This is a genomic window from Enterococcus sp. DIV0703 (assembly GCF_051711065.1).
Classification (GTDB): domain Bacteria; phylum Bacillota; class Bacilli; order Lactobacillales; family Enterococcaceae; genus Enterococcus_B; species Enterococcus_B hirae.
Map to the genome: position 1 here is coordinate 1,393,764 of NZ_JBIOLX010000001.1, position 23,982 is coordinate 1,417,745.

The window sequence follows — 23,982 nt, forward strand, 5'->3', positions numbered from 1 at the left end:
ATCATAGTTTTATTTAACAGTCTATAACCCCATATAATCGTTCTTACACTTTAAAGGTATATTAATCGACTGATAAAACGCTACTTTCTAGGATACATCTATCAATCATCGCTCTAACAAAATATGGATAGATAAATTCACATCAAAATCTATTTTTGGTGTGAATGATTTCTGGATAGCTCTAATACTAAATGGTTTATGCATGCGTAGATATATATAACTGATTAGTTGAACAAGAAAAGAATCGTTTTTATACTATCTGGTAAAAAGAAATAGAATAAATAGCAAGAAGAGAGGGTTTGTGGCTTTTTAAAGGAGAGAGATAAAAATTTTATATTTTAGTTTACATAATATATATTATACAAAGTAGATTCAAAGTGAATTAACCCCCCCTCAAACCGAAATCAAACTAAAAAGATAAAAAAATGACTCTTTCGAACCATTGCAAAATTTTAAAATTATTTTGTATTATAAAATATCAATTAAATCGTGTTTGACAAGATTTAAACACGAATAAATTTTTTATCTGTCTATATTAGTATGATTTGCAAAAGTCCATATCCATAATTTACAAAATTAGAAACAAAAACTCCACAATATTCACATGTGACATTCTCTACAATAAAACAATCATAATCTGGACGACACTCTTTTGATCTTTCCACGAAGAGATACATTTTCCATACTACAATCATAATCTTTACAATTCAATTTCATGCAAGTCATTCCTTACTAACGATCAGATCAACAGTGCTCTTATAATTCTCGATCATTTGTTTGTGTTGTTTTGTCATGCCTTTACGTCCGTTAGCAATCAAACCAGCGATATAACAACCTGAATCATTCCAACACTCTTCTAAGACCGCTAATGACACCGATACTTGTTTTTCTACCCAGTTTTTAGTTCTATAAAGCGTCATTAGGAATTTCAATGAGAGATTTCTTTGATTTTGAACTGTACAATGAAGAATTATTAAACAAAATCCATCTGACAACTTTAATTTAGAGAATAAATCTAATTTGACAGTTTAACCGAAGAAATAATAAAAAGAGTAAAAGAAGAAATAAAGAAAGAGCGACTAATCTTATGTCTAGTTGCTCTTTCTTTATTTTTTATTGTTTATGTATGAATTCTATCTTTCTAAGAAAGAACCTTCTGATTTTTCTTTGGAAGGGTTTTTATTGATTGCTTTATCCTGTTTGTTTTCGGAAAGTTTCTTGACTTTCCTCATAGCTCTGATTTCATCAAACTTTTTTGATTGATTTCGCATTTTTTTAATGTTGTCGTCATAATCAGGTTGTATTGGACCAGGTCCATTTATCCAAACACGTTGCGTTTTATTGAATAGAGAAAAAAGTTTAACCCACGCTTTATTTTCTTTAGACAATTCTTTTTTTGGGTTTGAGTTATCTTGGTAAGACAGTCCTGCTAGTGCTATCTTAAGAGCGTCTTTATATTGAATTTTTTTTTGAGAAGATAATATTTCTGAAATATCTGATCCTGCTTCTTTAATAAAGTTTTCGTAATTTTCTTTTCGATCTCTAAGGAACAGGCCTTTAAAGTTACCTTTATTTAAATTTTTGTGCATTTCGTTCATTTCCTGAAGCAACATTTTTAAACGTTTACTATGTTGGTCGTCTCCAAGCGTTTCTATCTTGTTTAAGACATCTAAGTTTGTTTTTTTGTTTCTAGAAAAAATATTGCTTGATACTATTGGAGGATTCCCACCATTTTGTTGCAAAAATTGATTTATACGATCTTCGATATCTTGTTCGTTAACAGGATTTGCAGTTTGTGATTCTTGTTCGCTAACAGGATTTGTAGGTTGTAATTCTTTCATTTTTTTCTTCCTTTATTTTTATTTGTAATTTTAAATAAGAAAAACCAATAATGGGGTTTCTTGTTTTCCCCTGAATTAGAAAAATTAACATAAAATTAAATTCCTGCCGATCTAAATGAAACAAAAAATGTATCGTATTTCTGATATAGCATTTCTCTATTATACACTGTAGGGATCAGTGCACCACTATTATACAAGTAACGAGTCACTAAAAATTGATTACATTGTATACATTATGCCAAGTAGATCCTTAACATAATAAAAATTCACTCTGTTGTTTATCTCATCAACCGACCATGCAGGTTATCTATTGATATTAGACCCAGTAGTTTTATCAATATTGTGTCTTGTCTCGGGCGTGACATTTGTAATAATGCCTGCTCGTCCATTCAAATGATACAGAGATTTATTTATCATAACGGACTGAGAATTCCCGCTGCTTAAGATATTGTCAGTCTCTAAACCATTTGCTGAATTTTGTACACTCTTTCTTTCCGCTGACTTGCGGATAAGTTCATTTAAAAAAGATTTGTAATGGCTGTTAGTTTGGGGATTAGGTTGTGTTTTTTCAGAGTATCTTTCTGTGATGCCCCATCCAGTATTTTCATCCATGTCTAACTTATTCTTTTTAAGGGACTCCCCTATATTATTTACCGGTTTCTGTTTAACTTTTCCTTCAGGCAAGCCTGCTAGCTCTGCATCTATCATCTTCGATTGATCTTTGGCTAAAGTATTTTTCTGCCCATCAGATATGCTTCTTAACTCCTGAGTATTCTGCTTTTCCATATACTATCTCCTTTCATTCATTTATTTAGTAATTTTACCAGTCATCTTTTATTCTTTTTAAGCTGATTCTGCTCTAAATCAATCACCTCCTTCATTTTTTTCTTGTTGTTTCAAAGCATTTACCAAAAACTTTACCTAATATGCTACCATTTTATTACAATTCACTTTCTACTAAAGAACTATTTTTTCTAAAAAAAATTAAAAAGGAAAACGAGCAAAACGCTCATTCTCCTTTTTTTCATTCAATTATCTCACGGTGTTTAATACGTTTCTTAATTCATTGACAGATTTTTTAACCAATTCTTCTTCTGCTGTGTAGCTGTGTAATTGATAATTCGATGATTCCTCTTATACCCTTCGCTTCTATATATTATGCTAAAGTAATTTCTTTTTTTGTTTATGTAGCAAGTCTATCTTTCAATTTTAGGTGGTCTATCCATATTAGGGGTAGAACGCGGCGATGGAACAGGTGGTTTTGGGACTCCCATAGCGCTATCTTTTATTTGTTCAAACGCCCGAGGTGGTAAAGTTGGAGCTGGCTTCATATTTCGAAGTACACTACTTCGAAATGGCGAAGGTGGAACTGGCTCCATATCCTGATGTAGTTAAGCAGGTACTCCTTGTTTAGACTATGCATTTTTCTTTTTTATTGTTGGATCTTCTGTATAGATATTTTCTCTTGGCATTAAATTTCTTCCTTTCCTTTTATGTCTTGAATTATAATCGAAAAAAAACGATAAGGAGATGTTAGTTCTTTTGTACAATTCTCTGCTATAAACCTGAGTAGTTATTTTTTGATTATGCAGTAAATCTATCTTACATGGGACCTATTACTATTATTCAAATCATTTGAAGAAGAAATAGTATTTTGATTTATATTACTCGTTTTATCTTTTAGATCTTTAAAAGTACACTGTGCAGGAGTATTTTTTTTACTTTTCTGTACATTTTTTTTAGTACGTGGTAATGGAATAGGCTTTTTGTTTTGAGGAATTTTAGTACCTAAAAAAGTGCCCCATCCAGTATTTTCATTCACCCCAAGCAGCCTTCCTTCGGAGTTCTCAACAATAATTAGTTTACTATAACGTGGTGCTGGAATAGGATGTCCAGATAAATGTGACGATGTAGCTAAATTTTGTTCACTCTTTTTTTCCGCTGCCTTGCGGATAAGTTCATTAAAAAAAGATTTGTAATTGCTGTTAGTTTGAGGATTAGGTTGTGTTTTTTCAAATTGTATCTCTAATGAATCATTGTCATTTTTTGTTGACTTACTAATTCGTTCATGTTGGCGATCATTTTGTGAATCGTCAGAACTTAAAGTGGTGCCCCATCCAGTATCTTCATCAATGTCAAAATTATTCTTTTTAAGGGACTCTCCTTTATTATTTAGAGGCTGAGACTGATCTTCTTGTTTCTCCGAAGAGCTTAATTGAGACTGAATGATAGTTGAATAAATAGTTGTTTCCGGTTTCTGTTTGAATTTTCCTTCAGGCAAGCCTACCAGTTCTGCATATATCATCTCCGATTGATCTTTGTCAAAAGTATTTTGTTGCCTATCAGATACGGTTTGCTCTGTATGTATAGAGTGAATATCTTGTTGAACTGCAGATTCTTCTAATCCGCTTCTTGACTCCTGAGTATTCTGCTTTTCCATATACTATCTCCTTTCGTTTATTTAGTAATTTTACCAGTCATCTTTTATTCTTTTTAAGCTGATCACGCTTTTAATCAATTACCTCCTTCATTTTTTTCTTGTTGTTTCAAATACATTTCCCAAAAACGTTACCTAATATGCTACCATTTTATTACAATTCACTTTCTACTAGAAAATTATTTTTTCTAAAACAAAAATAAAAAGGACAACGAGCAGCAAAACGCTCATTCTCCTTTTTATTTTCATTCAATTATCTCACGGTGTTTAATACGTTTCTTTTTTTCTTATTTATGTATGAAGTCTATCTTCCAACTCTAGGTGGCAAAGCTGGTGGTCTATCCATATTAGGGGTAGAATGCGACAATGGAACAGATGATTTTGAGCCTCCCTTTATTTGTTCAAATGCCCGAGGCGTTCTATTCATATTATGAGTAGAATCTGGTAATATAGAAATTTCTTCTTTAGATTTTCCTCTTATTTGTTCAAAATTCCGAAGAGTTCCTTGTTTAAGTTGTTTATCTACCTCTTGCAATTGTTGTATATAACCCTTCTTGTTTGACGATGCTTCTTGAGTATTTTTTTCTATAAATTTAATAAATTTTTTTTTATTTTGGTATTCTGTTCGTTTAGAAGGATTAAATCTATCCATACCTTTTAGTGGCTCAACCCTCACTCTCATGGTACTATAAAAATTTTCTTTAGCACTTGCCCCAGCAATTTTTGAACGTAATTCAATTTCTTTTTTTATCAACTCAGCATTATCTATAGGCATTATAGTACTTATCTCCTTTTTCTAGAATAAAATAATCATAAGTGAAGAAAGAATATTTATTGCATCTAATTTAAAAAAAATAATCTTATTCTGCTCTAAATCAATCACCTCCTTCATTTTTTTCTTGTTGTTTCAAATGCATTTCCCAAAAACTTTACCTAATATGCTACCATTTTATTACAATTCACTTTCTCCTAGAGAACTATTTTTTCTAAAACAAAAATAAAAAGGAGAACGAGCAAAACGCTCATTCTCCTTTTTATTTTCATTCAATTATTTCACGGTGTTTAATACGTTTCTTAATTCATTGACAGATTGTTTAAACATTTGTTCTTCTTCTGGTGTAATTGATAATTCAATAACTTCTCTTACACCCTTTTCATCAACGATGGATGGAACACCTGTAAAGATATCTTTCACTCCATATTGACCAGATAAATAAGCAGAAACTGGTAATACAGCTTGTTCATTGTTTAATACAGCCTTGACAATTCGTGCTGTACTCATACCAATTCCATAATAAGTCGCTTTTTTTCGATCGATGATTTCATAGGCAGCATTTTTAACTTTATCAGCAATGATATCTAAGTCTTTTTCGTCGATTCGATGATCTTTTTCGACAAATTCCATGATTGGTTTTCCGCCAACTGTTGTATGGGACCAAGCTGCTACTTCAGAATCGCCGTGTTCACCTAAAATATAGCCGTGAACGCTACGAGGATCGACAGAAAGTTTCAAGGCAATTTCTTTTCTAAAACGAGTTGTATCTAATGTTGTTCCTGTTCCGATTACTCGAGAAGAAGGTAACCCTGATTCTTTCCACGCAATGCAAGTCAAAATATCTACTGGATTAGAAGCAACAACTAATATTCCGTTGAATCCTGCTCCCATGATTTGTCGAACAATATCCTTCATGATTCCAGCATTTGTTTTCACTAAATCTAAACGAGTTTGTCCTGGTTTTTGGTTGATACCTGCTGTGATTACTACTAAATCGGCATCGCTGCATTCGCTATAATCACCTGACCAAACAGCAACATTCTCTTCGCCCCATGCCATACCATCTAAAAGGTCTAAAGCTTCCCCTTCCGCTTTTTCTTGGTTGACATCGATCAAGACTAATTCATTCGCAATTCCTTGATTGATCATGGCATAAGCAATACTTGTTCCCACAAAGCCTGTTCCAACGATCACTACTTTTCTACTGGTTTTTCTCATGTTGATACACGCTCCTTTTCATCTCATATGTTATTTTCATGAAAATTATAGTTCTGATAGAAACATTTTTCAATATAATGATATTTATAGTTACTATAATATTTTTTTATAGTTATAACAAAAAAACAGATTATTAGTAAACTAACAATCTGTTCAAAGTAAAATAAGATCTATTTCATTCGTTTATATTGGCTTTGCTTAGAAGCACCTTTTGAAGATCCGCTTTTATTTGCAGGCTTATCGGACATTTTTTTACTTAATAACAACATCAAAATAACAAATAGAACGGCTCCACCTAAGAACAAATACATATAATCTGATAAATAAGTCGTGAATAGACTTATGAAATCGGTTTGTCCAAGCACACTCGAATTGATTAACTGTAACCCAAAATTTTCCATATATTACCTCCTAATGTTTAGCTGAGAAAAAATTATTCTCATAAATAAAGCATAATACAAAGAAGGTAAGCGCAGACACCATTTTTTTCTAAAATCGGAAAAATAGTTTTTGGATAAAAAAAGACAGCGTAAAAGCTGTCTTTTTCATAGGATCACTAGCAACTGACAAATCTATTTTTTAGTATCTTTTTTAGATGTCAATTCTTCAAATTTTTCTTTTACTTCTTCCGCTAATTTTTCCACTTCTTTTTCAAAAGCATTCGGTTTCTTTGGTTCTTCCTCTTCAACTGAGTTAGAACCAGATAAAGCGACATCTTTGGCTTCGCCAGAGTTTGTGCCAGATAACGATTCTTGTTTGTTTTCTGTTTCACCAGAATTTGTCCCTGCTAATGCTACTTCATCATCGGTTTTAGGCGCCATCGAACCTCTTAAACGTTTGCCTTTTTCGCCGTTATAATTTGTCATGAGAATTCCTCCTTACAGTTATTTATTTTATAGTACATAAGAACAAAATAACTGTCAAAACATGAGGTGTCCTCCCCATCATATTTTAATGGTTTTGTTTTTTTGTTTCTCATCAATCTTTGCTTAATCCTTCAGAATGATCATAAACAGTGAATGGTTTATTTGTTTGCTTGCGCTTCTTTTTCCTGGATCTCTTTGATCCCTGTTTCTAAAATGTTCATTTGTAGAAGTGTTTCTTCGTCTTTCACTACTTTTTCGGCTCCGTTTATGAGCGTTTCATAGACTCCCTCATAGACCCGACTATAGTCCCCTACTTCAGAAATCACTTTTTCCTCATGGTAGTTTCCATTTTGGTCCATATAGGTAAGTGTGCCGTAGTGTTCTGGTAAATCAATACCAAAATCTTGATGGTCTGGGAAATAAAATAGTTTAAGATGCTCTTCTTGTCGATCTTTTGTCTGTTTTACAAACATCCCTTTCTTCCCATAAACCACAAAGCTTGGGCGTTCCTTAATACGAAAATAGCTTGATTTGACAGAGATTTTCATTGTTCCATAATAAAAATCTAAATCGAAATAGTCATTCATTCGTCCCGTTCCTAATAATTGGCGCACATCATAGTGGATGTCATCTGGTTCGCCAAAGTAAGAAATTACTTGATCTACTGTGTGACAAGCATGACCGTAGAGATAACTATTGACTGTTGAAAATTCCGTTGCCGATTCAGGAACTTCAGGTCTGAAATAATCATAATGCATCTCAATTTCTAAAATATCGCCTAATTTTCCACTTTCCAACACTTTTTGTACGGTCAAGAAATCAGAATCAAAACGACGATTTTGATAACACTGGATAAATAAATCTTTTTGCTTCGCTAGCTCAAATAACTCTTTCGCTTCTGCAGAAGTTTCAGCAAACGGTTTTTCAACCAGGACATTTTTTCCATGCTCTAAGGCTAATTTTGCATATTCATAATGAAATTGGCTCGGAGTCGTGATGACAACTAGTTGGATTTCTGGATCATTCCATAGATCTTCCAGTTGATTGGTGTAATGAATATCCTCAAAGGTTTCCCAAGTGGGTTCTGAACGTGAAAAGATCGTTTTGATTTTGATCTTATCTTTTAGTTTTCGTGAAAAAGGTAAATGATAGCGGTTGGTACTTTTTCCATTTCCTAGATAGGCAATTGTTAACATACGTTTTCCTCCAATTTTTGTTTTTAACTACTATCAGTATAAATGAATGGTCCCTTTAAAAGTTAATTTGAGCGCAGTTAGAAAAAAATGTTCAAGAAAGTGATCTTTTTAAGTGAATAATCGACAGGTATGTTTAACCTACACAAAAAATAGTAGTCAAAAAGAGGGATATTCAGTAAGATGGATGAGGAAGGTGAGCATATGTTAATCGAAGACCAATTGATACGACAAGAAGCATTTACAACAACAGAAAAAAGAATTGCTGATTATCTCAAAGCAAACAGAGAAACAGCTGTTTATATGACGATCGAAGAATTGGCAAAAGCGACGTATACTTCGCATTCAGCCATAATTCGCTTATGTAAAAAATTGAGTTTTTCTGGTTTTAGAGAATTTCGTTTTGAATTTGGTCGTGAAGTCCATCAGATGAAAGCCCAGTTCAATCAAATCATTGATCCAAACTTTCCTTTTACTGATAAAGATGATAGTCAATCGATCGCTAAAAAAATGGCCGATTTGTCGATCCAATCTATCAAAAAAGCACAGCTTCAATTGGAGAAACAGTCAGTTGATGCGATTGCCACAGCATTGAATCAAGCGAATCGCATGTTTATTTTTGCCAAAGGGGATTCTCAAATCACAGCACGCAAATTTCAAAATAAACTAATCAAGATCAATAAATTTTTGATATTAGCTGAAGAGTATAGTGATTCTTCTTGGAATGCATCCAATTTAACAGAAAAGGATTGCGCCATCTTTCTAACTTATAGTGGAAGGATTCACCATTATGAAAAAATTATGATGCATTTAAACCATGTGGGTGCTAAAACTGTATTAATCACTGGAAATGAACATTCAGAAATGGCAAAACAAGCAACGATGAAACTCATCGTTACGCAAGATGAATTAGATTTTGCTAAAGTGGCAACATTTTCCTCACAAATTGCCTTCGACTATGTTTTAAACACTCTTTATTCCGTGATGTATGCACAAAATTATCAAGAAAACATCCAGAATCTCAAACAAAAACAAGACTTGATCCAAAAAGGTTTGTTGAAGGAATATCGCCATTAGAAAACAGTTGTTTATTACCGTGTGTCAAAGCCAATAGAGCGCGCTTCATTCTTTTTGTCATGATAAAACTTGAAACTAAAAATCTACAGACCGAGTACTGCAAAGATTGAGGTACTCGGTCTGTAGATTAATTTTGTTCTTTTTGCTGGATACATTGTGCAATCAAAGCACCTAGCAAGTGATAGCCTAACTTCGAAGGATGCAACCCATCGTCTTGCAAGTAAAGTGTTGGGTCCTCAAAAGATTTTTCATAATGATAAAAATCAATAAAACTTACTTTGTTCTTATCTGCTACTTCTTTTGCGATCTGAGTATACTCTACTAAGATCTCAGGAATTGTTTGGGTTTTGATCTTTTCATCAACGTAACTAGGCCCTATCAAAATCACTTGGCTATGTTTAAAAAAGTTGATCAATTGCTCCAAGTTTTTTCGATAGGCTTCTTGGTTATCTCTTTGATTGATTGCATCATTAACGCCAACATTAAGAACGACGTAGTCAGCTGTACGTTCATCTTGGGGAAGTTGAGACAATCGTTCAAGGCTGCTTGTCGTTGAATCGCCTCTTTTTCCTAAGTTAATGATCTTAAAATCAGCTTGTCCTAAAGCATTTAAGGTCGTTGATAACGCATGGTCCAATGCATGGACGACCTCCCCCTGGTACAATCCAGCAGCAATGCTATCACCAAATAGTATAATTTTCTTCATCTGTGTCATCCCTTTTCTTTTCTTACAATAAAAATTCTATCACGGAGAATCAAAAAGGAAAAATCGTTGCTCTCAACTATAAGAACTTTCTATCGAAGGTTTTTATTTGGTTATCGATGATGACACAAAGAAGTATCGAAGTGTTTTTCTGAATACGGACACTACTTACCAGTTAAAAAGAAACGGCTAACAAATGAATCGAGTGGATTCAAGATTCACTTCGTTCGGTTTACAAACCTCTTTGCAGCCATTTTACCTTGTAACGATAATCTTGCAACAACTCATCAGTAGTCCAGTCATTCGCAATGTAATCCGTCAATGAATTGATCACAAGATCCATGACGAAATATAAAAAGCTAATCGCTTCTTCTTCTGAAGTAATGTGAAAACCATTTGCCTTCAGTAACTTAAACCATTCCTTTAATCTTCCTGATTCAGCAGAAGGCTTGGTTCTTTGGTGATTGGTAAAATCATCACTTCTCGTTAAAAAGCGGATGGCCTGCCAATAACTACTTTTTTGTTCCAGTTCACTACACCACGCAAGGTAATTTTCAATTCCTTGAAAAAAGTCTTGCTTGTTTTGACTGATATATTTCAGAATATCTCGATGGATTTGAATCGAATAATACTGGATCGTGTAGGTATGGGCATCTTCCAAGTCTTCGAAGTACTTATAAAAGGCCCCTCTTGACATAGCCATATCTTCGACAATATCTGCAACTTTTACTTGGCTAATATGTCGAGCTGAAAAATTTTCAAGTAAAATTTCAATAAGCCGTTGTTTCTTCTCATTCGGCAGATTAAGAAATGTCGATTTAGGCATCCCATCCCTCCGTTTCTTCGATCAAATCACCATCTTTCATTCGGTAGACACGATCGCTCCATTTGATCATCCGAGCATCATGTGTAACCATGACTGTTGCTTTTTGTTTTTCATGTGCTTCTTTGACAAGTAACTTGACTACTTCAAAGGCATGATCTGTATCTAAGCTAGCGGTAGGCTCATCTGCTAAGATCAAACTAGGGTCATTGAACAACGCACGAGCAATCGCTACACGTTGTCTTTCCCCACCAGATAAATCTCGAGGATAGCTTTCTTTTAGATCATAAATATCTAATGATTTCAATAAGTCATCAATGACGGTTTCGTTTTGTTTCTGATGGCTGACTCGATCAACTAAATAAAATTGTTCTTTGACCTTTAAAAATGGAATCAAATTAGAACTTTGTAAAATAAACCCAATTTCTTTAAAACGTAAATCGGCTCTTTTTTTCTCAGATAAATCGGAAAAAGACTGACCATTAATGGCGATTTCTCCAGAAGTAGGTGTTTGTAGCCCACCGGAAATGGTTAAGAAGGTACTTTTTCCTGAACCAGAAGGACCGATGATGCTGACAAATTCTCCTTGTTTGACATTAAAATTAATTCCTTTTAGTGCAGTCACTTCGGTATGTCCACTACCAAAAGTCTTGACGATATTTTTCATTGTTAAAATATTTTTCATTTTTTACCCTCCTATAGCGGTGATTGGGTCCACTTTTGTGATCGTGCGTATCGAGAAGACGCCGCCTACAACTGCTACAACGAGTAAGACCCCACTATATAGCAACCATTGTGTCCAAAAAATAGCGAATGGCATCGCACTTGGTAAAAACAAGCTAGTTAGATAAGCAGCTAGAACTGCTAAGGCGACACCAATGACTCCAATAACAAATGACTGTGCAATCAACGATTTAGCAATAAATGAATTGCGAATCCCTTGAGCTTTCATTACGCCAAAGATCGCCGTTTTTTGTAAAGTGATGACATACATAAAAATGCCAACCACTGCTGCTACGACAAGAAACAAGAAGTAAACCATTGCATTTAGTGTCATATTTTGTGCAGAATAACCTGGAAGACTTTCAATAAAATCAGGAATCGTCAGTTTTTGTAAATCTTTTGATGCGCCATCTTTATCAATTGCAGCTGATTGTTTGGTCACGATCGCATTGATCGGCTTTTTGTCATCTGAAGCAAACGGTTGGGCTCCATATTTTAATTGTGTCCAAGTTTCTAGATCTGTATAGATGACTGGTGAGACCGTATAATAAGTGGCAGGAAAAATTCCAACGATCGTAAATGCTTGGTCATCGCTACCGATTTTGATTTGATCTCCCAACTTATATTGATCTTGTGCCAGATTTTGGGAGATAATTATTTCATTTTTCTTATCAAACATCCGACCATCTGTGATTTTAGGTAATAAAAAGGCATCGTTAGTCGTACCAAAGACTGTCACATTTTCTTTGTTTTTGCCCTTGATTGCTCCACTGAATAAGCCAATCGGTGCTTTTTCTTTCGCATTTACTTGATCAAGGTCGCCTCTTGTCAATTGAGATGCTGCAAACACTTGATTAGCATCTTCGGACAAAACGATTTCTTGAGCACCCCAATCATCAATCGCTTTTTTAAATTCTTCTGCTAATCCACTTGCTAGACCTGATAGCATGAAAACGACATAAGCAATCAAGAACATGATACCGATAATGAGTCCGTATCGTAGTTTTGCGTATTTCATTTCTTTCATTGCTAAAAACATTACTTTCCCTCCTGCATTTTCCTTTTTCGATAGTGACATTTTGTCACTGTAGAAAAGTATAGCGTAACAGTGACAAAATGTCACTCAACAAAACTCATGAAACAATTCGTTCATACTACAAGATCATTGTCTTTCTGTTTATTGGTTACAGTTTTTCTTATAGTTGGCGATGTTACTATATATATGAATCATGAGCAAATAAACGTTGGTATAAATAGATATCAGTAAAAGGAAATAGAAGAAAAACGAAAAATAAGCTACAATAATAAAATAGAACACCAGTTTGAACAAAAAGGAGGTTCTTTTATGGATCAAAAAACACGAAAACACATTCAAGAAAAGTTAAAACAACGCATCGCACAGCTTCCTCCTATTTTCCAAGAATTTTTAAAAGAAAATCAAAAAAAGCTTTCATTAAGCAGTCGTTATGAATATGCAAAAGATTTTCATTTATTCACGGATTATCTTCACGAAGCTTTAGATCAAGAGATCACGGATGAAGTTATTCTTCGTCTTGAAAAACAAGACTATTTAAATTTTTTAGATAAAGTCTATCAGCATACTCGTTCGTTTCAGACCACAGCTGATCAACAAACAAACCAGTTATTTAAAAATAGCTATTATGGTCTTTCGCGAAAACAATATTCGTTAAATCATTTTCTACGGTTTTTGTATCAAAAAGGGTTATTGACTGAAGAAATATCTCTATTAGGAAAAACGCTCCCTGAAACTACTGCTGCAGCGCCTCGATTCATAGACGCCTCTTTGTTTCAAGACTTTGAGCATCTGTTTATTCCTATGAATGGCTTTAACTCTTCACGAGAAGCACGCTTTGAAAAAAGGAACCGACCAAGAAATTTAGCGATCGTAGCTATTCTTTTATATTGCGGGTTAAAGATCCATGAAGTCGTTGAATTAAAAAGAAAAGATATTGACTTAAATAAACAAATCATTCATCTTAGCCGTAAAAAAAATCGGCTTAATCAGTCGCCAATTCCCAATGAAGCACTGCCATTCATTAAAAACTATTTAGCAATAACTGATACTGGGACAGGACCTGATTCTTTTGCTTTTCGTTCATCTCATGACCAGCAAATCTCTCCACGGACGATTCGCCAAATACTAAGTAAAATCACTGTATATAAAAATATTTCGCCAGAATTATATCGTAAAACTTACGGGTACTACGTTTCCCTTTATTTTGATGATCTGGATATCGTCAATTTCCTTTATGGTAATCGTTATATCAATGAACATTCATTTGAAGAAGTCCATCAAAAGATGTTAGAGTTCTCTTACAAGGAAATAACAAGTATCAAAAAATGAAATAACGAAATATAATTCATTTTTTCACAAAGAAAGCTGTTTTTTATTTAGGGTTTGTGCTAAGATTATAGCTGAATTTGCAAAGTAAATGATTTAATTCACAAGTTTTTCTTACTTTGCTTACCAACTTGTTTATTAAATGAAATCGGAGTGTGACTTATGGAAACAATCGCTTATTCCCCACTAAATCTTTTTTCTAATTTTCAAGAAGCAGCGAATGCTACACCAGATGTACCAATCATCTTTGACCAACCCTTAGCAGCTTTTCCGGAACTTGGTTTTAAAAGCACTTACAAAGATACCTGTCAACTCGTTTTGACTCGTGCCTATCAATTAGCTCATTTGGGTGTCGGACTTGGTGATAAGGTCATGATCTACAAAAGTTCAGCTTTTGATACTTATTTATTAGCCGTAGCAACAGCTTATCTTGGGGCGGTACCAGCAATGATCTCTTATCACTTCCCTACCCCCACTTTAGAAGTCTTTGTCGACCGTTTAGAAGATCCATTTATCCTTTTTGATGACGAAACGGCTGAACGAGTGGCTGGCATTTCAAATGGATCAAAAGAAAAACAAATTGCTGTTTCTAAACTATTGACTCAACCAGCAGAACCAGTGGCACAAAATCAATTGGGGAACGATGAAATTTCTTATATGACCCATACTTCAGGAACAACAGGTATCCCTAAATTGATTTGTCATTCTGCTCATTCAATGGGCTGGCGCACCAAATGGCAAAAAACTGTCTTTACTAAGATCGCAGAGAAAAAACTTGTGGCTTTCCATATCTCTCCTGTTCATTCTCGCTTCAATATTGGTATTTCTTCATTGATGGCGATGGGCTTTCCAATGATGCCGTTAGCGGATGCTCAAGGGGAAAACGTTGTGGTCATGTTAAAAGAAAATCCACCGATTGCACTTGAAACACATCCAAACAACTTTGTTCAGTGGAGCTTTACAGCGAAAGAATATCCAGAAGCTTTTGCTGGTATTCGTTATTACCATTCCACTTTTGATGCGATCAACAACTCTACTATGGAAACATTCTTACGGACTTCTCCTAATCAAGAAGCTGTTTTCTTACAAGTTTATGGCCAAAGCGAATGCGGACCGATGATTTTAAAAGCTCATACATTAGAGAGTTTAAAAACGAGTAATGCGAGAGACATGGGTGTGGGACTTGGCGACTTAACCAAAGCGCGGATCGCAGATGAAAATGGGAACGTCTTGCCTGCTAATACAGATGGACACATCCATTTATTATCAAAAGGTCGTGCATTAACTTATTATAAAGAAGATGCTCGTTTCCAAGAAAATGTTTATGGTGCTTGGTGGGACAGCGGTGATTACGGCAGCATGGATGAACAGGGGCATTTGTTCTTAAAGGATCGTCAAGTGGATTTGATCGATACAATCAATAGCAATTTAGCGATCGAAGATTTCTTGTTAGACTCATTAGAATTTCTATCGGAAGTGGTCATCGTTCGTGATAAAAACAATGCACCACAACCATTGATCTCTCTTGCTCCTAATCACGAAATGGATTGGTATCGTTGGTGGAAACAAGTGCATGAGTTACCTCGATTGAATACGCCGATTATCAGAGATTATGAAGATATCCCACGGACTGCAACGATGAAAGTCCGTCGACTACAAATTGAAAAAGAATTAAAAGCATAATAAAAAGAACACTGACGTTATCCTCTTACCTAGCAGGTATAACGTCAGTGTTCTCTTTTGTTTAAAAAATTTTCAGTTGTTAAAAATGTAGGAATGACAAAAAAAGATTCAATTTATTGATAATAATATCTAATGAAGTTGTTCATTTGAGTATGTATTGCTTATGTTTTCTTCTAGCTGTTAAGTTGCCAACAATACAGTGTACTTGTTTCATTCAGATGATAGATAAAATTTGGTGATCTAAAGACTACGCAAAATTGGATGACATAAAAATATGCCAATTGGCTGTTTTCTTTTCTAACAACTTTCGTTATACTCTTTTCGTGGAGGGAAAACAATGAGAAAAACACTTACAATTGGTGGTTCTGACCCTTTTGCCGGTGGAGGAATTCAATCCGATTTGAAAACTTTTGAGAATTTTCAACTTTTTGGAATGAGCGCGCTCACCTGTGTAGGCATGTTAGACGAAAACAACGCATTCCTCTTAGAAAATCTACCTGCTAAGTGGTTGGAACAGCAACTTGCTTCGATCCAGAAGATGACAGACTTAGCGGGTATCAAAATTGGCTTATTGCATTCTCTTGAAGCAATCATGATCGTCCGAGATTTTTTAAAAAAGCACCCTCAAATCCCAATCGTTCTTGATCCGGTTTTAGCTTTTAAAGAAACTACTTCATTAGCGAATCAACAGTATATTGAGTGCTTAGTGAAAGAACTCTTCCCCCTTGTTGATCTTGTCACGCCCAATCTTAAAGAAGCAGCTCTCCTTTCTGGAAAGAAAAAAATTTCAAGCATCAATGAAGTGATAGAGACAACCAAATTTATTCATACTTTAGGAAGCAAAGCGGTCGTTGTTAAAGGTGGCTCTGGGATCCATGGCGATGAAGCAATCGATGTTTTGTATAGCCATGACGGACTAACCACTTTTACAATGGAAAAATTAACACGATCAACGGTGAATGGCGCAGGATGTACCTTTTCTTCTGCTATTACAGCGAATCTCGTCCATGGCTATACGCTCCCACAAGCCATTCAACGAAGTAAAACTTACGTTTATCAATGTATTTTAAACGGTGTTGAAATGAATGATCAAACGGGCAGTGTCTGGTCTGGCGGTAACATCAAAGGAGGGATTTAATCGTTGAATACGAAACGAATGACAATATATGCCATGCTGATCGCTTTAACAGTAGCATTATCTTTAACAATTTTGGTTCCAATACCAGCAACTAACGGCTTTGTCACGCTCTGCGAAGCTGGCATCTACACCACTGCTTTATTATTTGGTCCATTTGGTGGGTTCGTTGTCGGTGCCTCAAGTGGTTTATTCATCGATTTACTGTCAGGTTATCCGCAATGGGCCCTTTTTTCCTTATTGATCCATGGTTTGCAAGGATTGGTCAGTGGCTATTTTGCCGAAAAAACAAGCAAAGGTCGATTTGTCGGTCTTTTTATCGGTAGTTGTCTGATGATTAGTGGCTACTTTTTAGCAGGTTGGTTTTTATATGATTGGCCTGCGGGGATAGCTTCTATTCCTGGAAATATTTTTCAAAATATTGTAGGGGTTGGATTGGCTTTACCACTCACTCAAGCTCTAAAACGAACGAGAGTACAAAAAGAAAGTAAGTAATGAAAGGAAGAATAAAATGAGCATCACAGAAGAATCTTTAAAACAAGAATTAACCAAAATGGTCAACGAGGTATTAGCAGAAGCAAATTTAAAATCTGGCGATTTATTTGTATTAGGATGTAGTACCAGTGAAGTGGTCGGTGGACAAATTGGTAAAAACTCAAGTGCTCCAGTTGGACAGTGGATTATCCAAACGATTAGAGAAATATTGCAACCTTTAGGAGTCGCTTTAGCTGTTCAAGGATGTGAACACATTAATCGAGCCCTTGTCGTCGAACGCTCCGTAGCAGAGCAAAAACAATTTGAAATTGTTTCTGTTGTACCAGCCTTACACGCTGGTGGCGCTTGTTCAGTAGCAGCGTTTGACCAATTCGATGATCCAGTAGAAGTGGAACATGTGGTAGCGCAAGCTGGGATCGATATCGGTGATACTTCCATCGGTATGCATGTCAAACACGTTCAAGTACCTGTTCGACCAAGCAGTCAAACATTAGGAGCCGCGCATGTTACAGCTCTGCGTTCACGTCCAAAATACATTGGTGGTCCGCGAGCTGAGTATGAAGTGATTTAAAAGAATCAATTAACTGATAACCTACCTAATATTTATGTAAATGTTATTCTTTATTATAAAATATTCACTTATTATCTAATTTCTATAAAGGTACAGTCACCCAACTTCATACAGTATGTCAAAAAAGTTTGCCTTGGACTTCATTAGAAAGCTCAAGACAAACTTTTTTAGTTTCTTTTTTTACTGTTTACAAATAATTTCGCTTCATAAGGATCAAGCTTACCCACTCGTTCAAATACACGTTCTTCTTGATTCGTGAGAAGTAATTCCCAAGGAACATCAACTTCATTCGGTAATGAATATTCTGCTACTTCACTCGTAAGATTGACCATAATCAGATAGTTTTTATCGGTAAATGATCGTTCATAAACATAGAGTTGGTCGTGTTCAGCGAGATATTCTTTGAATGAACCATAGATCAATCCTTGATTTTCACGACGGATGCGGATCATTTGTTTGTAGAAAGATAAGATCGACGAAGGATCGTTTTCTTGTTCTTCTACGTTAAGTGTATGATAGTTGGGATTTACCATCAGCCAAGGTTCGTTTGTTGAGAATCCGGCATATTTTTCTGATCCCCACTGCATAGGTGTTCGGCTATTGTCTCTTGTTGTATCAGCAACGATATCTATAGCTTCCTCAGGAGATTTTCCTTCTTCTAGCAATTGGTTATAAAGACGTCTTGAATCGACGGCATCAATTTGTTCGATGGCAGTAAACGGCATATTCGTCATACCGATTTCTTGTCCTTGATAAATAAATGGCGTGCCTTGCAGGAAAAAGTACATCATTGCGACTGCTTTTGCTGATTTTTGCCAATAATGTTCAGGATCACCAAAAACAGAAACTGAACGAGGTGTATCATGATTTTCCATATAAAGTGCATTCCAACCCTTACCGTCTAAAGCGGTTTGCCAGGCACTTAACGCTCTTTTTAAATTGATAACATCAAGTTTCCCTTCTTTTTCGTGCTTCCAAATCGAGATATGGTCAAATTCAAAGATCATGTCAAAATACCCATCAGTGCCGACCCATTCTGGACCTTCTTCAGCCGACACCCCGCTAGCTTCGCCAACAGTCATAATGTCATAGTCATCAAAAACATCTTTTAATTCATTTAAGTGTTCATCGATCCCGGAAACATTTTGAAAAGGAGAAAAGGGGTTTTCAGTTGCTTTAACAGAATATTCATCTTTTTTCACATGGGAAATCGCATCTAAACGAAACCCATCGATCCCTTTATCTAACCACCAGCGAATCATAGAAAAAAGTTCATTTTTTAATTTCTCGCTTTCCCAATTCAAATCAGGCTGCTCTTTAGCAAAGACATGCAGATAATATTGTTTTGTTTGTTCATCATATGCCCAAGCTGAGCCACCAAAAATCGATTGCCAGTCATTCGGAGCGTTTTCAGGTGTTCCATCTACCCAGATATAGTAATCTCGGTAAGGATTATCCAGTGACTTCTTTGATTCAATAAACCACTCGTGTTGATCAGATGTATGATTGATGACTAGATCCATAATGATTTTGATTCCTTGTAGATGTGCTTCTGCCAGTAATTGATCAAATTCGGCCATCGTTCCAAATTTTTCTAAAATATTTTGGTAGTCACTAATATCGTAACCGTTATCAATAAAAGGCGAAGAATAAACTGGATTGATCCAAATAAAATCAATCCCTAATTTTTTTAAATAAGGAAGCTTTTCACGAATCCCATTGAGATCCCCAATGCCGTCTCCATTACTATCCATAAAACTGGCAGGATAAATCTGATATCCGACCGCTTCTTTCCACCAAGCTTTTGTTTGAGTCATTGTTTTCTTCCCTTCTCTTTTTCTCTATTATAAAACAATGCCACTATTTTTTGTTGATGTTACCGATAACATCGTTTTCTCTTTAACAGTTTCCTTTTTTGTTTCGTTATCTGGTTTGCAGAATGTGAGGATTTAACAGTCGATTAACGATCAAAAAGAGTCTGATAGATAAACTAAATGGTGTTTAACCATTCGCTACAATGCGTTCATAACCTCTTCCCTTTGTTCCAGCAGTCGCTCTAACAAAAAAACAAGCCGGAAAATCCAAAAATAGGAACTATTTTCGAATTCTTCGGCTTGTTCTCAGAGCTAGGAACTTCTGTCACAATCTCTCTTAGTCGATGAATGGACTTATACGTGACTCCAGCTATTTTCAGCTATTTACAAATAGCGAGCAATCAATTGGATCAATTGCTGTGGTAACTCGTTGATGTCTGTCATATCAATGAAACGATTTTCCCCATATATCTCTTTGATTTCTTTTTGATCCTGTCCAATCGCAGCAGCCACAAAGATGACTCCTTGACGGTCATATTCAGACAGAACGCTTTGGATATCTTCCCTTGCCTTCTTCCCAGTATAGTCTGGCAAAGCTTTAGGCTGGCCATCACTAATCGAGACCAGCAATTTAGTCGTGGCAGATTCTTGGCTTAGTTTGTTAGCGATTAGTCTCAAACTGGCACCATCACGATTATTTTGTCGTGGTTTCATCGTCACTAACTTCTCATCTAACCATTGGAAATCATCACTAAATTCTTTATAAGAAAAAATTGAGGTCTTTTCTCTCGTTGAGACATCTGCTGTATCTCCATAAATCATTAAAGGAATATTTACACGTTTAGCAAATTCTGCGATGGCGATCGCTGCTTTTTTTGCTGCTTCGATTCGTTCATCTCGAATCATTGAACCAGATTCATCAATCCTTAAAGCCACTGCCAATGAAGGTTGTTCGTGGGGTGGATTTTTCTTATCGAAATAACCTAGGTCATTATAGGCCACACGACTCGCATTGAACCGTTGACCTTCATATTTTCCTTTTTGATAAGTCGTTGATTCATCATTTTCCAACAAATCTAAAATTTGACGGCTTAATGTTTCAACGATCGGTAAAACTTGTTGTCTGATTTGTTCTGCTTCTTGTGCTTTGAGTTCAAATTTTGGTCGATGAACGATCAGTCCTTCTTTTTCGTGCATCGTCCCCTTCATTATTTGTCGTGCTTCTTTCGTTAACTCACGTTTGATTTCTTTGTCGTAAGCCTCCATATCAGAGGCAGACATTTTTTCTGAATTATCTTCTGCTTGTTGCTCCTGTTGCCCCTGACCTGAAACTTCTTGACTTCGTTCTTGTTCAAATGAAAAAGACTCTGTCTTTTTTTCCTCTTCAATCTCAGCATTCTCCACTGATGGAGTTTCTTCTTCGATCTCAGGCGACTCATTTTCCATTAAAGACAACGTTTCTTCTGCTAGTTGATCGATATTACGTTCATCAGCTTCTTCATCGTTAAGGATTCTGCCTCGATTTCTTGAAGCTTCTTCTGAAAGACGTCCCCACTTTATTTGCCGTAATAATTCACGAAGTTCTTCAAGAAGCCCACTTTGTTCTAATGCTTGGGTTAATATCTCCAATTCTTCTGGAACAGTGGTCAATTTATAGAGAACTTTAGGATAAATCGATTGGAAAAGATCTTGCCCTTGTTTCCAAGTATTTGCCCAATAAAAATAGGAACGCATACCAGCCACTCCCTTGATGGCATTCGCTTTGGCAGTATCATCTAATAAACGAATGATCTCCGCTAATTTCAAGAGCAGTTCAGGTTGTTGAATCTTTGTCTTACCTAAGGCTCGCTCAGCCATCACTTCAAGTGAAGGTAAATCCATCTTCTCAGCATGTTGCATCCGATCTCTCAAAGATTCATTCAACGGACGATTACCTTGGTAGTTCCGATTTGTTGTGATGATGATGACGCAATCTGGATGACGGACGACGACACCCGTGGGTAAATTCAATAATCCATTTGGCTCAAGAGCGGAATTTAAAGCAACTAATACGGAAGCATCACGGATCACCGTTGGCTCCTGGATTTCTAACAAATACCCCTTTTCGATCGCACGAACAATTTCAGAGGGATAATATTTATAGCGAACGTTACTATTTTCATTTTGTTCCATCCGCTTGATGAAATCAGCCAGTTTAGATTTAGCCATTTCTGTACTAAGATTATAATGATGTTTGATTAACCGTAAGACAGCCTCTAATGTCTCTGTTTGGTTGATTGCATCAATCAATTCTTGATCTTCATCTACGTCAGACTCAACAATAGGCAATAGCGCACCAAAGACATCTGATTTATCCATATCCGCAAAACAAGTTATTTTCGTATAAGGAAGTTGTAAATCAGCCGAAAGAGCTTTAGCCAGTTGCGTTTTTCCTGACCCAGCATCCCCTTCAAGCAAGATGTTACTGATCTTCATTTCAGGATCATTCCAGTTTTCAAAGATTTCAGCTGCGATTCTTTGTTCTTCTTGACTGGTTCGATGACTCGTTGGCTTTTGCCAAATCATTTGTTTTTCAACACTTGAAAATTGACGGTCTTTTGTCAGTGAGAAATCTTCCAATGTACCTCACTCCTTTTTTCCTTAATACCCTAAATCATCTAATAGACGTTTCAAAATTCGGAAACGTTCACCGATCAATTCGCCATCTTTTTGTAACGTGTCATAATAGAGCATAATATCTTCATCGATCTTAGGATTTTTGGTATCCACTTCAACCGTCATTCGATTTCCTTGAAGTCCAATAATATCGACAACTGGATTTTCAGGATCATAAAATTTTTCATAGCGATACGCATCTTGAAAATACAAACTCCCTTGCGCAGCTAAAATTGCTAGATCTAAGATCCGAGTGATTGGTAGTTCTTCCGATTGGCGTGACCATTTTTCACCCGTATGGCGCCATACCTTGCCTGAAATATCAACTTTTCCACGATCATTCCATTGCGCTAACCCTAAAGATAGTCCTTTAGCATCCGTATGCAAAGCATTTCTTCCATCAACTTGATCATAGTCTTCAACGACAATAACAGGTTTGTGTTTTAAATTTGTTGGGATTTCCATCTAAATCCATCCTTTCTCTTTTAGTAAATTACTAACCTAGTGATTTACTCATTTACTAAACTTTTAAGGATTATACGCCTTATATAGAAAAAATGCAAAAAAAGCATCGTATCCCAATGAATGAGAGACGATGCTTGCATTGAATTGAATAATCCAAATTATTGCGCAGAGATGGCAAGCCCGATTGCTTTTTCTCCTAAGTGACTACCAATCACTGGACCAAAATGACCAATCTCAATGTCAGCATGCGGGTATTGCTTTTGTAATTTTTCTTTTTCTTGTATGGCAACTTCCAAATTATTTGCATGAATCACATAAAGCTTAACAGGTGGTGCAATTTCCTCATTTCGCATGCCGATGACTTTTTCGGCACGAGCGAAAGCTTTTTTACTTGAACGGATTTTTTCAAATAAAACGATTTTTCCTTCTGAAAAAGTCAAAATCGGTTTGATTTTAAGCAATCCACCTATCAATGCAGCCCCATTAGTCAAGCGTCCACCGCGTACTAAGTTGTTCAAGTCATCCACGATGAGATAAGCATACGTATTATCTCGGATACGATCGATATGTGCGATAATTTCTTCAAGAGATTGACCTTTTTGATTTAAATCTAGAGCAGCTTCTACCATGTGACCCATTGGCATACTCGTGATCTTAGAATCATAAGGAACGATTTTTACACCGTCAATGTCGTTTTTCATAGCATGTAATGTGTTGACAAAGCCGGAGATCCCAGAGGATAAATGGATACTTAAGATGGTATCGTATCCTTTTCTTTTCAGTTCTTCGTAAAGCGCCAGTACTTCTCCAACTGCAGGTTGTGAAGTGGTCGGGAAGTCTTTGCTTTTATTTAGAAGCCCATAGTATTCGTCAGCTTCTATGTCTATTCCTTCATTGTAGATTTTCCCATCCAAAATGACAGGGATCGGAATAACGAACAAATCAGGATGATTTTGGATTCGTTCAGGCAAATAAGCCGTACTGTCAGTAACTACTGCAAGTTTCATTTATTTAATTTCCTCATTTCAAAGAATTTTACCAGTCTATTTAACTATATCATAAGAAAGATGACATTTGAACCTCTCACTCAAAAAGTGAGAGAAACAATCACGTCCCTCTCACTTTCTGTAGCTTTAAAAAATTATC

At 35.7% G+C, this 23,982-nt stretch carries 23 protein-coding genes; 6 read left to right on the forward strand and 17 right to left on the reverse strand.

The genetic code is table 11. The features are described 5' to 3' along the window. Positions 1-722 precede the first annotated feature (722 nt). The 9 genes from IGK81_RS06310 to IGK81_RS06350 form a co-directional block, all read right to left on the reverse strand. Complete coding sequence (locus IGK81_RS06310) at positions 723-920, reverse strand: hypothetical protein (RefSeq protein ID WP_034697930.1); 198 nt, start codon at positions 918-920, stop codon at positions 723-725. Between the two features lie 213 nt (positions 921-1,133). After that, positions 1,134-1,841, reverse strand: coding sequence for a hypothetical protein (locus IGK81_RS06315; protein ID WP_034697932.1), 708 nt, complete (start codon positions 1,839-1,841; stop codon positions 1,134-1,136). Positions 1,842-2,144: 303 nt separating this feature from the next. Beyond that, positions 2,145-2,627 carry a hypothetical protein gene (locus IGK81_RS06320; protein WP_051641751.1) on the reverse strand — a complete coding sequence of 161 codons (483 nt, stop codon included), beginning with the start codon at positions 2,625-2,627 and terminating at the stop codon, positions 2,145-2,147. 811 nt (positions 2,628-3,438) lie between these two features. After that, positions 3,439-4,281, reverse strand: a complete 843-nt coding sequence (locus IGK81_RS06325; RefSeq protein WP_051641752.1) for a hypothetical protein — start codon at positions 4,279-4,281, stop codon at positions 3,439-3,441. Between the two features lie 301 nt (positions 4,282-4,582). Further along, on the reverse strand, positions 4,583-5,053 hold the full coding sequence (locus IGK81_RS06330; protein ID WP_034697936.1) for a hypothetical protein: 471 nt from the start codon (positions 5,051-5,053) through the stop codon (positions 4,583-4,585). Positions 5,054-5,326: 273 nt separating this feature from the next. Further along, on the reverse strand, positions 5,327-6,271 hold the full coding sequence (locus IGK81_RS06335) for an L-lactate dehydrogenase (RefSeq protein WP_034697938.1): 945 nt from the start codon (positions 6,269-6,271) through the stop codon (positions 5,327-5,329). A 170-nt stretch (positions 6,272-6,441) separates the two neighbouring features. Then, complete coding sequence (locus IGK81_RS06340; protein WP_010719176.1) at positions 6,442-6,672, reverse strand: hypothetical protein; 231 nt, start codon at positions 6,670-6,672, stop codon at positions 6,442-6,444. Positions 6,673-6,843: 171 nt separating this feature from the next. Continuing rightward, complete coding sequence (locus IGK81_RS06345) at positions 6,844-7,137, reverse strand: hypothetical protein (RefSeq protein ID WP_034697939.1); 294 nt, start codon at positions 7,135-7,137, stop codon at positions 6,844-6,846. A 158-nt stretch (positions 7,138-7,295) separates the two neighbouring features. Continuing rightward, entirely contained in the window at positions 7,296-8,333 is a 1,038-nt protein-coding gene (locus IGK81_RS06350; protein ID WP_010737564.1) for a Gfo/Idh/MocA family oxidoreductase, read from the reverse strand. A gap of 201 nt (positions 8,334-8,534) precedes the next feature. Between IGK81_RS06350 and IGK81_RS06355 the strand changes: the two genes are divergently transcribed. Continuing rightward, on the forward strand, positions 8,535-9,407 hold the full coding sequence (locus tag IGK81_RS06355) for a MurR/RpiR family transcriptional regulator (protein WP_034698518.1): 873 nt from the start codon (positions 8,535-8,537) through the stop codon (positions 9,405-9,407). 127 nt (positions 9,408-9,534) lie between these two features. On the opposite strand, the gene IGK81_RS06360 is transcribed toward IGK81_RS06355, so the two are convergent. The 4 genes from IGK81_RS06360 to IGK81_RS06375 all read right to left on the reverse strand — a co-directional run bounded on the left by IGK81_RS06360 (position 9,535) and on the right by IGK81_RS06375 (position 12,695). Continuing rightward, on the reverse strand, positions 9,535-10,113 hold the full coding sequence (locus IGK81_RS06360; RefSeq protein ID WP_034697942.1) for an SGNH/GDSL hydrolase family protein: 579 nt from the start codon (positions 10,111-10,113) through the stop codon (positions 9,535-9,537). Positions 10,114-10,342: 229 nt separating this feature from the next. Next, a complete protein-coding gene (locus tag IGK81_RS06365; RefSeq protein ID WP_034697944.1) occupies positions 10,343-10,936 on the reverse strand; it encodes a TetR/AcrR family transcriptional regulator in 594 nt (197 codons plus the stop codon). Further along, positions 10,929-11,618 (reverse strand): ABC transporter ATP-binding protein, encoded by a 690-nt coding sequence (locus IGK81_RS06370; RefSeq protein WP_010737568.1) that lies wholly within the window; start codon positions 11,616-11,618, stop codon positions 10,929-10,931. The genes IGK81_RS06365 and IGK81_RS06370 overlap by 8 nt, the downstream gene beginning before the upstream one ends. Before the next feature lie 3 nt (positions 11,619-11,621). After that, on the reverse strand, positions 11,622-12,695 hold the full coding sequence (locus IGK81_RS06375) for an ABC transporter permease (protein ID WP_034697946.1): 1,074 nt from the start codon (positions 12,693-12,695) through the stop codon (positions 11,622-11,624). 306 nt (positions 12,696-13,001) lie between these two features. On the opposite strand from IGK81_RS06375, the gene IGK81_RS06380 reads away from it, so the two are divergent. The 5 genes from IGK81_RS06380 to IGK81_RS06400 all read left to right on the forward strand — a co-directional run bounded on the left by IGK81_RS06380 (position 13,002) and on the right by IGK81_RS06400 (position 17,902). Further along, entirely contained in the window at positions 13,002-14,021 is a 1,020-nt protein-coding gene (locus tag IGK81_RS06380; RefSeq protein ID WP_034697947.1) for a tyrosine-type recombinase/integrase, read from the forward strand. A 159-nt stretch (positions 14,022-14,180) separates the two neighbouring features. Continuing rightward, the gene (locus IGK81_RS06385; protein WP_034697949.1) at positions 14,181-15,701 is read left to right on the forward strand and encodes an AMP-binding protein; all 1,521 of its coding nucleotides are present in this window, start codon (positions 14,181-14,183) and stop codon (positions 15,699-15,701) included. Positions 15,702-16,038: 337 nt separating this feature from the next. Next, the gene (locus tag IGK81_RS06390) at positions 16,039-16,839 is read left to right on the forward strand and encodes a hydroxymethylpyrimidine/phosphomethylpyrimidine kinase (protein WP_412003841.1); all 801 of its coding nucleotides are present in this window, start codon (positions 16,039-16,041) and stop codon (positions 16,837-16,839) included. Between the two features lie 3 nt (positions 16,840-16,842). Beyond that, positions 16,843-17,331 (forward strand): ECF transporter S component, encoded by a 489-nt coding sequence (locus IGK81_RS06395; RefSeq protein ID WP_034697953.1) that lies wholly within the window; start codon positions 16,843-16,845, stop codon positions 17,329-17,331. A 16-nt stretch (positions 17,332-17,347) separates the two neighbouring features. Beyond that, positions 17,348-17,902 (forward strand): TIGR01440 family protein, encoded by a 555-nt coding sequence (locus IGK81_RS06400; RefSeq protein ID WP_034697955.1) that lies wholly within the window; start codon positions 17,348-17,350, stop codon positions 17,900-17,902. A 167-nt stretch (positions 17,903-18,069) separates the two neighbouring features. On the opposite strand, the gene IGK81_RS06405 is transcribed toward IGK81_RS06400, so the two are convergent. From IGK81_RS06405 to IGK81_RS06420, 4 genes are all read right to left on the reverse strand, one after another. Further along, the gene (locus IGK81_RS06405; RefSeq protein WP_034697957.1) at positions 18,070-19,719 is read right to left on the reverse strand and encodes a glycoside hydrolase family 13 protein; all 1,650 of its coding nucleotides are present in this window, start codon (positions 19,717-19,719) and stop codon (positions 18,070-18,072) included. Between the two features lie 381 nt (positions 19,720-20,100). Beyond that, positions 20,101-22,335 carry an AAA family ATPase gene (locus IGK81_RS06410; RefSeq protein ID WP_034697959.1) on the reverse strand — a complete coding sequence of 745 codons (2,235 nt, stop codon included), beginning with the start codon at positions 22,333-22,335 and terminating at the stop codon, positions 20,101-20,103. A gap of 21 nt (positions 22,336-22,356) precedes the next feature. Next, positions 22,357-22,836 (reverse strand): DUF6530 family protein, encoded by a 480-nt coding sequence (locus IGK81_RS06415; protein ID WP_010719161.1) that lies wholly within the window; start codon positions 22,834-22,836, stop codon positions 22,357-22,359. Positions 22,837-22,994: 158 nt separating this feature from the next. Further along, positions 22,995-23,843, reverse strand: coding sequence for a DegV family protein (locus IGK81_RS06420; RefSeq protein ID WP_010719160.1), 849 nt, complete (start codon positions 23,841-23,843; stop codon positions 22,995-22,997). Positions 23,844-23,982: the final 139 nt, after the last annotated feature.